Origin of the sequence: Brachybacterium epidermidis, from assembly GCF_015209585.1 — a bacterium.
GTDB classification, from domain to species: domain Bacteria; phylum Actinomycetota; class Actinomycetes; order Actinomycetales; family Dermabacteraceae; genus Brachybacterium; species Brachybacterium epidermidis.
Genome location: NZ_JADEYR010000001.1, coordinates 335,380 through 348,880, shown reverse-complemented (window position 1 = coordinate 348,880; position 13,501 = coordinate 335,380). Strand labels below are relative to the sequence as shown.

Below are 13,501 nucleotides of genomic sequence, written 5' to 3'. Positions count from 1 at the left end.
AGTCCTTCCGGCGGTTCAGCCGCGCAGCAGATCGGCGAGCTTGTTGTCAGCCATCGAGAGGGCCGAGCCGATCGCCATGTGCATGTCCAAGTACTGATAGGTGCCCAGGCGACCGCCGAAGAGGGTGCGCGGCTCGTTCTCGGCCTTCGCTCGGTACTTCAGCAGGGTCTCGCGGTCCTTGCCGGAGTTGATCGGGTAGTACGGCTCATCGCCGGACTCGGCGAAGCGGGAGTACTCGCGCTGGATGACGGTGCGATCCGTCGGGTAGTCGCGCTCGGGATGGAAGTGGCGGGGTTCGATGATGCGGGTGTAGGGGACATCCGCATCCGCGTAGTTCATCACCGAGGTGCCCTGGAAGTCACCGGTCGAGAGGTGCTCGGTCTCCAGGTCGATGGTGCGCCAGCCAAGGGTTCCCTCGGAGTAGTCGAAGTAGCGGTCGACCGGGCCGGTGTACACCACAGGGATCTGACCGCGCACGGCGTCGCGGTTCAGCTCCTGGGTGGTGTCGAAGAAGTCGGTCGAGAGCCGCACCTCGATCCTCGGGTGGTCCGCCATCCGCTCCAGCCAGGCCGTGTACCCGTCGGTGGGAAGCCCCTCGTAGGTGTCGTTGAAGTACCGGTTGTCATAGGTGTAGCGCACGGGCAGGCGGCTGATGATCGAGGCCGGCAGGTCCTTGGGGTCCGTCTGCCACTGCTTGCCGGTGTAGTGCTTGATGAATGCCTCGTACAGGGGCCGACCGATCAGGGAGATGCCCTTGTCGTTGAGGTTCTCCGGATCGGCGCCCGCCAACTCCCCGGCCTGCTCGGCGATCAGCGCCCGGGCCTCGTCCGGCGTATGGGCGGCCTGGAAGAACTGGTTGATGGTGCCCAGGTTGATGGGCATCGGGTACACCACGCCCCGGTGGGTGGTGTAGACCTTGTGCTGGTAGCCGGTGAAGCTCGTGAACCTGTTCACGTACTCCCACACCCGCTGGTTCGAGGTGTGGAAAAGGTGGGCACCGTACTTGTGCACCTCGATGCCCGTCTCCGGGTCCCGCTCGGAGTAGGCGTTGCCGCCGAGGTGGTCACGACGATCGATGATCGTGACGCTCAGTCCGTGCTCGTTGGCTGCGCGCTCGGCGATGGTCAGTCCGAACAGTCCGGATCCGACGATCAGCAGGTCAGGGGTCGCCACAGAGGGTCCTTTCGCATGGTCCAGCGCCTCGACGGAGGCTACGTTCACAGTAGCGGAGCGGCTGGGCGGGCACCGCAGGTGGGCTCGGCGCGCCGCGAGGTGTGCGCACCGTCATCCGTCTGTGCTCTCACCCGAACGGCTCGACGCGTCCGATCCTGTCTCGACGAACCGACGGTAGCCCAGACGGCGCGCCCACCCCGGAGCGAGGCGGTACCCGGCGCGCAGCACCACATTGCGCAGGCACAGGGCCGGGCCGGTGACGCCGTCCTTCAGCATCATCCTCTGCAGCCGCAGATCGCTGGCCAGCAGCCTCAGCCCCCCGCGACGCGCGAACAGCGCGTCGTCGACCCGATAGTCCACCAGCACCTGCGGCAGGTTCGCCATCCGTGCCCCGCCCAGCATCATCCGCTCCCACAGCCAGTAGTCCTCCAGCAGCGGCAGGTCGCGGTACCCGCCCACGGCAAGAGCCGTGGATCGGCGAAGGACCACCGTGGGGTGGTGGAACGGCGAGTGATGCGGGAGATAGGCCTCGATCTCGTGCTGGCTCAAGGGTCGAGCGCGGAGGGGCCCGCTGCCCGGGCGCACACGATCGGAGAACTCCCGCATGGCACCGCCCAGCAGGTCCAGCTCGTCCCGCACCATGCGGGGGATCTGCAGGGCGAAACGCTCGGGCCGGCAGATGTCGTCCGCGTCCGCCCGCGCCACGATCTCAGTGGGGGGGGCGCCGAGCCCGTCCTGCAGGGTGGGCGCTATCCCGCGGTGCGTCTGATGGCGCAGCACGCGGGCCGGGCCGAACTCCTTCGCCTCCACGCGCTCCACGAGTGCCTCCAGTGGCGAGGGAAGGGGGCCGTCGATGCTGAGAATCAGCACATCGGGCCGCAGCTGCTGGGAGAGCGTGGCCGAGGTGATGGCCCGTTCGGCCCAGGCGGGATCGTCACCGCCCCACAGGGGCATCAGCACGCTGAACGGCGCGCCGTGGGATCTGGCGATGGTCATGGCGGCATGCTCACCGGCCGGCGGCGCGCTCGATGCGGCGCACATCGGCAGCGGCCTCGCCGTCGAGTTCGAGCACCACGGCCGAGGGTCGGGGGCCGCGACGTGCGGCGGCGAGCGCCCCGCGCAATCCCACCCCGAGCAGGTCCCCGCGGTGCCGCAGCAGGCGGATGACCCAGCCCAGGGCGGTGCGCCCGCCGTACAGCACCTTCTCCACCGGGGAGAACGAAGAGGTGCGCAGCAGCGCCCAGATCCGGTTGCGCACATCGAAGTAGAAGCGGGATCCGGGATTGGCCTGCGCGTCGCCGAAGCGGGCAGTGCGGTGCTCGACAACCGAGTCGGGGACGTGGATCCCGCGGCCGTGGCGAAGCAGTCGGCCGGTGTGCTCGAAGTCGTCCGACCAGATGAAGTAGTCGGCGTACGGAAGCCCCAGACGGCGCACGTCCTCGGCGTTCAGCAGGGCCGAGACGTAGCTGGCGGTACGGATGGGTCGGCCTCCCGCGCGGGCGGCGTCGCGCTTGTCCTGAGCGCTCGCGCCCAGACGGTTGCGGGCCCTGTTCATGGGGTGGTCCCGGCCATCCGTCCACACGGCGCGCGAGCTGAGCACGCTGAGCCGCACCGGGGAGAGCTCGAGGGCGCGAAGCAGGGCGGCCAGCGCCCCGGGTCGCGGGATCGTGTCGTCGTCCATGACCCATACCCAGTCCGCCTCGTGCCGTACCAGGGCCCGGGCTATTCCGGCGGCGAAGCCCCCGGCCCCGCCCACGTTGCGGCGCAGGTGGACGACATCGGCCCCTACCTGGTGCTCCTCGGCGACACGCCCCGAGGCGTCCGTGGAGGCATTGTCGATCACCACCACGGCATCGGGGCGGCGCTCCTGCGCCGCCAGGGCGTCCAGGCATGCCTCCAGCAGCTGCTCGCGGTTGTAGGTGACGACCACCGCCACCACGCGCTGGGCGGATGCCTCGGCATGCGCGGTCTCGCTGCCTGCGGCGGGGGGATGGGTCACGGCGCCTCCTGCGATCGTTGCGGCCGCCCGGGCGGCGCGGGACCAGTCTACGGATCGCTGCTGGTGCGCCGGGGCCCGCACGAGGACGAGCTGTGAAGGTTCGCGAAAGGTTCGTCGGCACCTCGCTCGCTCCTCGGTGCGGGCGGGTGGAGGGGCTACCCTGTCCACCGCGGCCGCCGCCGCGACGTCATCACCGGCCCGGCGACGGGTCGATACCCGGCACGAGGAACCGGACCACGAAAAGGGGGGCGACGGCCATGTCCGAGGACCAGCCCGCGCGCACTCCCGAGGACGGCGCACCGCGCCGCCCGGCACCGGGCCAGGGGCGGGGAGCGCCCGCCCCGTGCCCCGTGTTCCGCGCGGACCGCGCAGCCCGAGCCGCCGGCCCGGCCCCGCGACGCGGCGACATCCCGAGGAGCAGGCCACCCGGCCCCTCCCGCGCCAGGGTCACGACCCCGGGGCCGCGAGCACGGGTTTTGGCACTGCCACGGCCACCCCGGGCCGCCCCGAGCCCGGGCTCCCGCCGCGAGGGTTCCCGCCCGGCCGCACCGGGGCGGTCCCGCCCGGTCCGCACCGTTCCGGCCCCCGACCGCGACGACGCCGCTCCCGCATCCCCCGTCCCGTGCGGCTCGGCGCAGTGCTGACGGCGCTGCTGCTGGTGGCGGTGCTGGGGTGGGGCGCGGGCCTGCTGCTGTGGGCCGACAGCCGGATCGATCACGTGGATGCGCTGTCCGGGCGCGCGGACACACCGGGCACCACCTACCTGATCGCCGGCTCGGACCGCCGGGAAGGCGACGCCGTCGCGGACGACGGCACCCAGGGGGTGCGCACCGACACCATCATGCTGCTGCACAAGGCGCCCAACGGCACCGACTACCTGGTCTCGCTGCCTCGCGACACGCTGGTGGAGATCCCCGGTCACGGCAGGTACAAGCTCAACGCCTCCTATGCCTTCGGCGGGGCGCCTCTGCTGGTGGAGACGGTGGAGGAGTTCACCGGGCTGACCATCGACCACTACGTCGAGATCGGCTTCGACGGCGTGCAGAACGTCGTGGACGCCGTGGGGCACGTGAACCTGTGCATCGACCAGGACGTGGACGACGAGCGCTCCGGTCTGCGCATGGCCGAGGGCTGCCACGACGTGGGAGGGGAGCAGGCCCTCGCCTTCGTGCGCGCCCGCTACTTCGACCCCACAGCCGACCTGGGTCGCCAGCAGCGCCAGCAGCAGTTCGTGGGGGCGCTCATGGACCGGGTGTCCTCCCCCGGCGTGCTGCTGAACCCGGTCTCGCAGGTGCGCCTGGCGGGAGCCGGGTCCGATGCCCTCACCACCAGCGAGGGCACCGGGATCGTGGACGTGGGGGTGATGGGGCTGTCGGCGCGTGGTGCGATGGCCGACGGCGCCATGCCCGTACTGCCGATCGAAAATCCGGCTTTCCAGACCCGGCACTCCGGGGTGGCGATCCTCACCGACGAAGACGATGTGGCTGCGTTCTTCGGCTCGATCGCCGACGGGAGTGCCGAGGTGTCGGCAGGCAGCTGAGCCGAGCCGAACTCAGCGGAAGAGCATGTCGATGACGATGTTCACTGAGTTCAGGATCGGCTGGCCCTTGGAGCGCGAGTAATCGGTGTACAGGATGTGCACGGGGTGCTCGCGCACGGTGAGCTGGTGGCGGCCGATCTCCTCGACGATCTCGGATGCGTGCGCCATCCGGTTCTGCTCGATGGTGATCTTCTCGCAGGCCTCGCGTCCGAACACCCGCAGGCCGTTATGGGTATCGGTGAGCTTCACGCCGCTGGTGAGGTTCGAGTAGTGGACCGCGCCCCACAGCACGAGGCGTTTGATCAGTCCCGGTTTCGTGCGCGCATCGAGAAAGCGAGAACCGAGCACGACGTCCACCTGCTCCTGCTCCCGCAGCGCGATCATCGGGGCGGCGTCCTCCACCTGGTGCTGGCCATCGGAGTCGAAGGTGACGATCTGGCGCATGTGAGGGTCGCGCAACGCGTAGTCGATGCCGGTCTTCAGGGCGGCACCCTGCCCCATGTTGTAGGGGTGGCGCACCACGGCCGCCCCGGCCTCCGCTGCGATCCGGGCGGAGTCGTCGTGGCTTCCGTCGTCCACGCACACCACCAGCGGGTAGCGGCTGCGGAGATCGCGGATCACGTCGCCCACCACCGTGCCCTCATTGAACAGCGGCACCACGAACCAGGTCGTGTCGGCCCCGGGCGCGGACAGTTCGCGCGAGGGGGCAGCGCTGTTCATGGGTTCTCCTCGTGCTCGGGGTGGTCGGCGGTCGATACCCGTACGCCCGAGGAGGATAACCTGTCGCCGTGGACAATCTCCTTCAGGCTCTCGGCCCGACGGTCGGGGTGAGCGGGCGCACATTCATCATCCAGTTGCTGCTGATGGCAGGGATCGTGGTGATCGTCGCCTGGCTCTTTATCAAGCGCGGCGCGAAGCAGCTGGCGGTCCGCCGGCTGCTGGTCATCGCATTCGCTGTGTTCGCTGTGCTCACGGTCCTGTTCCCCACCGTCCTCACCCGGGTGGCGAACCTGGTGGGCGTAGGACGAGGAGCCGACCTGCTGCTCTACACGACCGTCCTGGTCCTGCTGGGGTTCCTGGCGCTTCAGGAGGCCCGGACGAAGTCCGCGGAGAAGCGCACCACCTATCTGGCCCGGCGCCTGGCGATCGACGAGGCCGAACCAGCCGTGCAGTACCGAGAGCGCTCGCTGAGCGCGCATCGGCCCGCGGTGCAGGGACCTGAGCGATCCCTGGACGTCCACCGAGACCTCCCCCACCACCCTGAGCGGACCCCTGACGAGCAGTACGGATGACCGACCTGTTCCACCTCGTCATCGCGGTCCTCCTCGTCCTGGTCGCTGCGTACCTGCCCGGCTTCTGGACGGTCAGGGCACTGGCAGGATCTCGACTCCTGGCACTGTCCCTGGCCCCGGCGATCAGCGCCGCGGTGGCCGGGATCGGAGCGATGGTCGCACCGGTGGTCGGACTCGACTGGTCATGGCTGTCGTTCGCAGGGTCCGGCGCGGTCCTCGTCCTGGCGGCGTGGATCCTCGCCCGCCGCGGCGTGCGACTTCCCGCCACACTGCTCGACGGGCCCCTGGTGGCCCGCCGCTCCCCCGCGGCCCTGGTGGCCTGGATCGGCGCCCTCACCGCAGCACTCGCGGTGACCATCGGCCCCATCGCCGCCCGTGCCGGCCGACCCGATGCCGTCCTGGAGCGCTACGACACGCTGTTCCACCTCACGGCACTGACATACATCCGCGAGACCGGCAACGCCTCGAGCCTGAACCTGAACGCGGTGGCGAACACCGCAGGCCGTCCGGCCTCCTACCCCGCTGCCTTCCATGACCTCGCCGCACTGGTTCCCCTCGTCGACATCCCGATCGTGCTCAACGGCACGGTGCTCGCCCTGGCGCTGGTGCCCTGGATCCTGGGGACGGCACTGCTGGCACGGGTGGTGTTCCCCCGGGTGACGTGGGCGCCGCCCGCCGTCGCCCTGGTCGCGACGCTGATCCCCGCGAGCCCCGTGACCCTGTGGATCCACCTCTCCCCGGTCCCGAACCTCGCCGGCTTCGCGGCCCTGTCCGGGGCACTGGCCGGCGCCGTGGCGCTGTGGACCGCTCTTGCGGCCCAGGCGGATCCTGCGCCGCAAGAGGCGGCACGTCCCCCTCGGGGCGGGATCGCACCGGCCCCTGCACGGCAGGCTGTCATCGCGGCGCTCCTCGCCATCGGCCTGGCAGGAGCAGGGCTCGCCCTCCTGCATCCGAACGTCGCTGTCACGGCCCTGATCCTGCTGGCAGTGCTGACGACGGTGACGGGGCTCCCCCAGTGGCGGAGGCGACCCTGGCTGATCGCCGTGCCGGTGCTGGCGATGCTCCCTGTGGCCGTCCTGGCCTACACCCCGCTCGGCGCGCGGGTGACGGGTTTCGCCGGTGGTCTCCAGGTGCCGTGGTGGAACGCCCTCGCCGAGGTCGGCCTGGGACTGCTGACCGTGTGGCCGATGGCCCTCGGCGTGGTCATGGCCGCCCTGTGGTGGCCGGGTCTGGTGACAGCACTGCGTACCCCGCAGCGGTGGCTCACCGTGGCTTGGCTCGTGCTTGCCGTCATGTACCTCGACGCAGCGGTGGACTCGCCCCTGAACCTGTCGGTGCTTTACTTCCGCGGTCAGGACCGGATAGCCATCCCGCTGGCGATGCTGTCGGCACTGCTCGTGGTCCCCGGGCTGCAGGCGTGGGCGGGCCTGCTGCGGCGGACCCTCGACGTGGATGCTGCGCGCGGACGCCGGCCTGTGATCGCTGTGCTGGTCGTCCTCGCGACGGTGGCGGCCCTCTCCTCGATCCCGACGCGTCTGGACAACGCCGCCAAGAACCTCGCGGAGCACTACCCGGGCAGAGGTCGCTTCCTGCAGGCCGACGAGCTCGCGCAGTTCGCACGCACCGCCCCGCAGCTGGACCGCGACCGGTCCATCCTCGCCAGCCCGTACTCCGGCGCGGCCCACATGTACGCACTGCACGGATTGCCCGCATACCTGCCCGTCGCCGGAGTCGCGCTGAACGACTCCGACCGGGCCGCGATCGAGGCGGTACCGCTGGCCGGCTCCTCCCCCCCGCACTGCCGCGCACTGCTCGACCAGGGCATCGGCTACGTGTACCAGGAAAGGCTGCTCTACCAGTTCGACCCCGCGTTCAGGTCCATCGGTGAACGCGGGGACGATCTGGGGACGGTCGTGTTCGAGACCGAGCACTCCCGGCTCATCCGGATCGAGTGCGATCCGGGGCAGTGACCCTCAGACAGGAGTCAGCCTGCCACGGCCACCCGGGTAGCCTCGATGACGCGTTCGACATCGGAGTCGGTGAGCGCCGGGAACATCGGCAGTGAGATCTCGCGGCGGTAGTAGTCCTCCGCCACGGGGCACATCCCGCGCTGGTAGCCGAGATCATCGAAGACCGGGTGCCAGTAGGCGGGGATGTAGTTGACCTGCACCCCGATGCCCTGCTCGCGCATGGCCTCGAAGATGGCGCGGCGCCGCTCGGCGGGGACGCGCAGCGGGTAGAGGTGCCAGGCGGGCGCCGCCCCCTCGGGCACGGCCGGGATGTCGACGCCCTCGAGGTCGCCGAGCGCCTCGTCGTAGGCCTTCTTCACCTCGGCACGGCGGGCCACGAACGCATCGAGGCGCGCGAGTTGGCTGGTGCCCAGCGCGCAGAGCACGTCCGGCAGGCGGTAGTTCAGCCCGAAGCTGTGGACCTCCTGGTGCCAGGGGCCCTCGTCGGGGTATCGCTGCACCGCCTTGTCGCGCACCAGGCCGTGGTTCTTGAACGCCCGGGCGCGGGCGGCGAGGTCCGCGTCGGCCGTCACGACGGCACCGCCCTCGGCGGTGGTGAGGTTCTTCGTGGGGAAGAACGAGTAGGTCGTGAGGTCGGCGAGGGAGCCCACCGGGACGCCGTCCTGGGTGGAGCCGATGGAGTGCGCGGCGTCCTCGAGGAACAGCGCGCCCTGCCGGGACGCGATCTCGCGCAGGGCCGTGCCGTCGACCGGCACGCCGGCGTAGTCGACGCCCGCGATGACCTTGGTCCGCTCGGTGACCACGGCCTCGACGGCGGCGGGGTCGAGGTTGCCGGTGGCCGGGTCGACGTCCGCGAACACGATCTTCGCGCCGTGCAGGGCGGCGCCCGCGGCGGTCGCGACGAAGGTCAGCGGGGTCGTGACGACCTCGTCGCCGGGCTCGATGCCCGCAGCAGCGTAGGCGACGTGCAGCGCCGCGGTGCCGGAGGTGACCGAGACCGCGTGCTCCACGCCCGCGCGCTCGGCGATCGCCGCCTCGAAGCGGTCGACCTCGGGGCCCGTGGTCAGCCAGTCGCTGCGCAGCGCCGCCTCGACGGCCGCGATGTCGTCGGACTCGATGGACTGACGTCCGTACGGCAGCACCTCAGATCCCTCCCTCGATGATGTCCGCGATCTCCTGCTGGGTGTACCACTGGTCGTTGGAGTCCGAGCGGAAGAAGAACCCGGGCTCGACCGGCACGGCGCCCTCGGGGGCCTTGTAGCCCCAGGTCGCGAGGTCGGGCTGGATGATGAAGTACTTGCCGTCCTCGATGATGACCGCGCGGCGGCCCTCCTCGGGGCTGATCATCTCCTCGTGGAGCTTCTCGCCGGGGCGCAGGCCCACGTCGACCATCTCGGCGCCGGGCACGACGGCCTGGGCGAGGTCGGTGACCTTCATGGAGGGGATGCGCGGGACGAGCAGCTCGCCGCCCTGCATGAGCTCGAAGGTGTCGATCACCATCTGCACGGCCTGCGGCAGGGTGATGAAGAAGCGGGTGCAGGTCATGTCCGTGATCGGCAGCGGCTTGCCCTCCTCGCCGAGGCGGCGGAAGAAGGGGATGACCGAGCCGCGCGAGCCCATCACGTTGCCGTAGCGCACCACGGCGAAGCGGGTGTCGTAGCTGGCGGCGTAGTGGTTGCCCGTGATGAAGAGCTTGTCGGCGGTGAGCTTGGTGGCGCCGTAGAGGTTGATCGGGCTGGAGGCCTTGTCGGTGGACAGGGCCACGACCTTCTTCACGCCGGCGTCGATGGACGACTCGATGACGTTCTGGCTGCCGAGGATGTTGGTCTTGACGAACTCGAAGGGGTTGTACTCCGCGGTGTCGACCTGCTTGAGCGCGGCGGCGTGGACGACGTAGTCCACGTCCTTCAGCGCACGGGCGAGGCGGCGCTCGTCGCGGATGTCACCGATGAACCAGCGCAGGCGGGGGTCGTTGCCGAACTGGTTGCGGACCTCGTACTGCTTCAGCTCGTCCCGCGAGAAGACGACGACCCGTCGCGGGTTGTGGTTGTCGAGCACTTCACGCAGGAAGGCCTTGCCGAAGGAGCCGGTCCCACCGGTGATGAGGATGGAGGCACCGCTGAGGAGCGACATGCAGATCTCTTTCGTCGACGGGGTTGGGGCGGCACCCGGGCGACCCGGGACGCGCGTGCCATTATGGCACGGTGACCGATACACGAACCGTCGCAGTGATCCAAGCTCGTACAGGCTCCTCCCGCCTCCCCGGGAAGGTGCTCCGGCCGCTCGGCGGCCGACCGGTCCTGGGGTGGATGGTGCGGGCCGCCCGCGCCGCCTCGGGCATCGAGGACGTCGTGGTGGCGACGTCCACCGCCCCCGGGGACGACGCCGTCGCCGAGCTCGGCGAGGAGCTGGGCGTGCAGGTGGTCCGCGGCAGCGAGGACGACGTCCTCTCCCGCTTCGTGCTCGCCCTGGAGGAGACCGGGGCCGATGCGGTGGTGCGCCTGACCGCGGACTGCCCGCTGGCGGACCCCTCGCTGATCTCCGCCGTGGTGGGGCTGTGGAAGGCCGATCCCTCGCTGGACTACACCGCGACCACGCTGGTGCGCACGCTGCCGCGCGGCCTGGACGTCGAGCTCGCCTCGCGGGAGGCGCTGCTGACGGCCGATGCGGAGGCCGAGAGCTTCCACCGCACGCACGTCACCTCCTATCTCTACGACTCCAAGCGCTACTTCCGCACCATGGGCCTGGTCGTCCAGCCGGCCGCGAACGACCTGCGGGCGACCCTGGACACCGTCGAGGACGGCGAGATGCTCGACGCCGTCGTCGCCGAGCTCGGGGACCGCGCGCCGGCGTGGCACGAGGTGGTGGACCTGCTGCGCTCGCGCCCCGACATCACGCGGATCAACGCGGGCGTGCGCCAGAAGAAGCTGGCCGACGGATGACCCACGTCGCGATCCGATGCGACGCGACCCCGTCGGGAGGCATCGGCCACCTGGTGCGGGCGCTCTCCGTCGCCGACGCCGCCCGCGCCGCCGGGCACACCGTGGTGGTCGCCGGCTCGATCGAGGCGCCGCTCGCCCGGCACCTGCTGGCCGAGTCCGGTCTCGAGGTGACCGCGGCGCCCGAGGACCTCGGGATCCTCGCCGCCGAGCAGGGCGCGAGCGTCGTCCACGTCGACGACTACACGATCGGGGCCGACGCCCGGGACCAGGTGCGTGCCGGCGGCGCGCTGCTGTCCTCGATGGAGGACGGCACCTTCGGCCGCCGCCCCGCCGACGTCGTCGTCGACTCCACGATCCGCGCCGAGCGAATCGGCCGCCCCGGGGACGGCAGCGGCGAGGTGCTCCTCGGCATCGCCTACGCCCCGATGCGCGCCGAGGTGCGCGCGGCGCGGGAGAAGCGGGTCGACGAGGACCACGACGTCAGCCGCGGCGTCCGGGTGCTGATCGTCATGGGCGGCACCGACGCGACCGGCGCCGCCGGGACCCTCGCCGCCGTCTGCGCCGCCGCCGAGGGCGTCGCGCACGTGAGCGTCATCGCGCCCGAGCACGGCTGGGATGCGGTCCGGGCCGAGGCCGGGGAGGACGTCGAGCTGCTCGCCCCCTCCCCCGCCTTCCTCGAGCGGGCGAGCGCGGCGGACCTCGTGGTCAGCGCCGCGGGCACCACGGCCTGGGAGCTGGCCTGCATCGGCGTGCCGAGCCTGCTGGTCGCGGTGGTGGAGAACCAGCGCGCCGGCTACGAGGCCGCCCTCGCCGAGCGGATCGCCCGCGGGCTCGGCACCCTCGAGCAGGTGCGCGCCGACCGTCCCGCAGCGACCGCGGAGGTGGAGCGGGCGGTCGCGGACCTGCGCGCGATGCGCAGCTGGACCCCGGTGGGCCGGGAGAAGGTCGACGGCCACGGCGCGGAGCGGATCGTCGCCGCCTGGGACGCGGCGCTCGCGCGACGGATCGGAGCGGCGGAGGCGCCGGTCGCGGCGCGGCCCGCGACGCCGTCGGACTCGCCCCTGCTGCTGCGCTGGCGCAACGACCCGGAGACCCGGATGGTCTCCCGCGACTCCGACCCGGTGCCGTGGGAGTCCCACTCCGGCTGGTACGCGCGAACGCTGGAGAACCCGTCCCGCGAGCTGTACGTCGTCGAGCGGGGCGGCGCGCCCGTCGGCACCGTGCGCTTCGACGCGCTGGAGGGCGCGTCGGCGGGCGAGGAGTGGGAGGTGTCCATCACCCTCGCCCCCGAGGCGCGCGGTCACGGGCTCTCCCGTCCGGTGCTCGCCGCCGGCGAGGCGGCCTTCGGGGCACGTCACCCCGGCGCGGTCGTCGTCGCCGCGATCCTTCCCGACAACCTGCCGTCCCAGCGGCTGTTCGCCGGGGCCGGCTACGTGCTCGATCCGGATCGCGACGACGGCGCGTTCGACGTGCTGATCAGACGAGATCCCAGCTGAGCGGCGTCCCGCGCTCGACGTCCTTCGCGAAGGTGCGGCCGAGGACCACGTCGAGATAGCGCGGCTCGAGGCCGCCCGCGGGGCGGATCGAGCGGACGTTCTCCGCGGTGATCTCCTCGCCGGCGCGCACGTCCTTCACCACGAACAGCGAGCGGCGCAGGCGCTGGGACTCGGCCTCGGACTTCGTCGGGCCGACGTGCACCTCGCCGAGCGCGAGCCAGGCGGCGTAGGACTCGTCGACCAGAGCCTTCAGCTCCTCGGGCTCGAGGGAGAAGTCGGAGTCGACGCCGCCGTCGGCGCGGCGCAGCGTGACGTGCTTCTCGAGGATCGCGGCGCCGAAGGCGACGGCCGCGACGCTCACGCCGATGCCCTTGGTGTGGTCGGAGAGGCCGCCGACGACCTTCCAGGTGTCGGCGAGCACCGGGATGGTGCGCAGGTTCGACGCCTCGGCGGTCGCCGGGTAGGAGGAGGTGCAGCCGAGCACGGCGATCTGGTCGTTGCCCTCGGCGCGGAGGGTCTTGACGGCGAGGTCCACGTCGCCGGCGTCGGCGGCGCCGGTGGAGAGGATCACCGGCTTGCCGGTGCGGGCCACCTTGCGCAGCAGCGGGATGTCGCCGATCTCGAGCGAGGCGATCTTGTAGACCTCGGCGCCGAGGTCCTCCAGCAGGTCGACGGCCGTGTCGTCGAAGGGGCTGGAGAACGGGATCATGCCGTGCTCGCGGGCGCGGGCGAAGATCGCCTCGTGCCACTCCCACGGGGTGTGCGCCTCCTGGTAGAGGCTGTAGAGGTTCCGTCCGCCCCACAGGCCGTGGCTGTCGGTGATGCGGAAGGCGGGGCCGTCGGCGTCGATGGTGATCGTGTCCGCCGTGTAGGTCTGGAGCTTGATCGCCGGGGCGCCGGTCTCCGCGATCGCGTCGACGATCGCGAGGGCGCGGCCGAGGTCGCCGTTGTGGTTGCCGGACATCTCCGCGGCGACGAAGGGAGGGTGCTGCACACCGACCGGGACGTCTCCGATCCGGAACGACTGGGGGGAAGCGCACTGGGTGGAAGTCATGGAGCGATCCTAACGGAGAGGCCCCCTCCGACTTC

12 protein-coding genes are annotated in these 13,501 nt (G+C 71.3%); 5 read left to right on the top strand and 7 right to left on the bottom strand.

Annotation, left to right across the window (positions count from 1 at the left end; all coding sequences use genetic code 11):
- Positions 1–15: 15 nt before the first annotated feature.
- The 3 genes from glf to IOE58_RS14580 all read right to left on the bottom strand — a co-directional run bounded on the left by glf (position 16) and on the right by IOE58_RS14580 (position 3,172).
- Positions 16–1,173: a UDP-galactopyranose mutase gene (gene glf, locus IOE58_RS01570; protein WP_193864678.1), complete on the bottom strand. Its 1,158-nt coding sequence runs from the start codon at positions 1,171–1,173 to the stop codon at positions 16–18.
- A gap of 111 nt (positions 1,174–1,284) precedes the next feature.
- Positions 1,285–2,169 carry a glycosyltransferase gene (locus IOE58_RS01565; protein WP_193864677.1) on the bottom strand — a complete coding sequence of 295 codons (885 nt, stop codon included), beginning with the start codon at positions 2,167–2,169 and terminating at the stop codon, positions 1,285–1,287.
- Positions 2,170–2,179: 10 nt separating this feature from the next.
- Positions 2,180–3,172, bottom strand: a complete 993-nt coding sequence (locus IOE58_RS14580) for a glycosyltransferase (RefSeq protein WP_193864676.1) — start codon at positions 3,170–3,172, stop codon at positions 2,180–2,182.
- Between the two features lie 622 nt (positions 3,173–3,794).
- Between IOE58_RS14580 and IOE58_RS01555 the strand changes: the two genes are divergently transcribed.
- The gene (locus tag IOE58_RS01555; RefSeq protein WP_193864675.1) at positions 3,795–4,712 is read left to right on the top strand and encodes an LCP family protein; all 918 of its coding nucleotides are present in this window, start codon (positions 3,795–3,797) and stop codon (positions 4,710–4,712) included.
- Between the two features lie 12 nt (positions 4,713–4,724).
- On the opposite strand, the gene IOE58_RS01550 is transcribed toward IOE58_RS01555, so the two are convergent.
- Positions 4,725–5,432 carry a glycosyltransferase family 2 protein gene (locus IOE58_RS01550; RefSeq protein ID WP_193864674.1) on the bottom strand — a complete coding sequence of 236 codons (708 nt, stop codon included), beginning with the start codon at positions 5,430–5,432 and terminating at the stop codon, positions 4,725–4,727.
- Positions 5,433–5,500: 68 nt separating this feature from the next.
- On the opposite strand from IOE58_RS01550, the gene IOE58_RS01545 reads away from it, so the two are divergent.
- Complete coding sequence (locus IOE58_RS01545) at positions 5,501–6,004, top strand: DUF2304 domain-containing protein (protein WP_017823763.1); 504 nt, start codon at positions 5,501–5,503, stop codon at positions 6,002–6,004.
- Positions 6,001–7,974, top strand: coding sequence for a DUF6541 family protein (locus tag IOE58_RS01540; RefSeq protein WP_193864673.1), 1,974 nt, complete (start codon positions 6,001–6,003; stop codon positions 7,972–7,974). The genes IOE58_RS01545 and IOE58_RS01540 overlap by 4 nt, the downstream gene beginning before the upstream one ends.
- A gap of 14 nt (positions 7,975–7,988) precedes the next feature.
- Here IOE58_RS01540 and pseC read toward each other — a convergent pair whose 3' ends face one another.
- Positions 7,989–9,116: a UDP-4-amino-4,6-dideoxy-N-acetyl-beta-L-altrosamine transaminase gene (pseC, locus tag IOE58_RS01535; RefSeq protein ID WP_193864672.1), complete on the bottom strand. Its 1,128-nt coding sequence runs from the start codon at positions 9,114–9,116 to the stop codon at positions 7,989–7,991.
- A 1-nt stretch (position 9,117) separates the two neighbouring features.
- On the bottom strand, positions 9,118–10,107 hold the full coding sequence (gene pseB / locus IOE58_RS01530; RefSeq protein WP_193864671.1) for a UDP-N-acetylglucosamine 4,6-dehydratase (inverting): 990 nt from the start codon (positions 10,105–10,107) through the stop codon (positions 9,118–9,120).
- 71 nt (positions 10,108–10,178) lie between these two features.
- Here pseB and IOE58_RS01525 point away from each other — a divergent pair, with 71 nt between their 5' ends.
- Together IOE58_RS01525 and IOE58_RS01520 are read left to right on the top strand one after the other, a co-directional pair.
- Positions 10,179–10,916 (top strand): cytidylyltransferase domain-containing protein, encoded by a 738-nt coding sequence (locus IOE58_RS01525; protein ID WP_193864670.1) that lies wholly within the window; start codon positions 10,179–10,181, stop codon positions 10,914–10,916.
- Complete coding sequence (locus tag IOE58_RS01520; protein WP_193864669.1) at positions 10,913–12,412, top strand: bifunctional UDP-2,4-diacetamido-2,4,6-trideoxy-beta-L-altropyranose hydrolase/GNAT family N-acetyltransferase; 1,500 nt, start codon at positions 10,913–10,915, stop codon at positions 12,410–12,412. The genes IOE58_RS01525 and IOE58_RS01520 overlap by 4 nt, the downstream gene beginning before the upstream one ends.
- On the opposite strand, the gene pseI is transcribed toward IOE58_RS01520, so the two are convergent.
- Positions 12,393–13,466, bottom strand: a complete 1,074-nt coding sequence (pseI, locus tag IOE58_RS01515; RefSeq protein WP_193864668.1) for a pseudaminic acid synthase — start codon at positions 13,464–13,466, stop codon at positions 12,393–12,395. The two genes, IOE58_RS01520 and pseI, sit on opposite strands and share 20 nt — an antisense overlap.
- Positions 13,467–13,501: the final 35 nt, after the last annotated feature.

Coding starts and splice junctions, on each gene's coding strand:
- IOE58_RS01520 (WP_193864669.1), top strand. CDS start 10,913: ATGACCCACGTCGCGATCCGATGCGACGCGACCCCGTCGGGAGGCATC.
- IOE58_RS01565 (WP_193864677.1), bottom strand. CDS start 2,169: ATGACCATCGCCAGATCCCACGGCGCGCCGTTCAGCGTGCTGATGCCC.
- IOE58_RS01540 (WP_193864673.1), top strand. CDS start 6,001: ATGACCGACCTGTTCCACCTCGTCATCGCGGTCCTCCTCGTCCTGGTC.
- pseB (WP_193864671.1), bottom strand. CDS start 10,107: ATGTCGCTCCTCAGCGGTGCCTCCATCCTCATCACCGGTGGGACCGGC.
- pseI (WP_193864668.1), bottom strand. CDS start 13,466: ATGACTTCCACCCAGTGCGCTTCCCCCCAGTCGTTCCGGATCGGAGAC.
- IOE58_RS01550 (WP_193864674.1), bottom strand. CDS start 5,432: ATGAACAGCGCTGCCCCCTCGCGCGAACTGTCCGCGCCCGGGGCCGAC.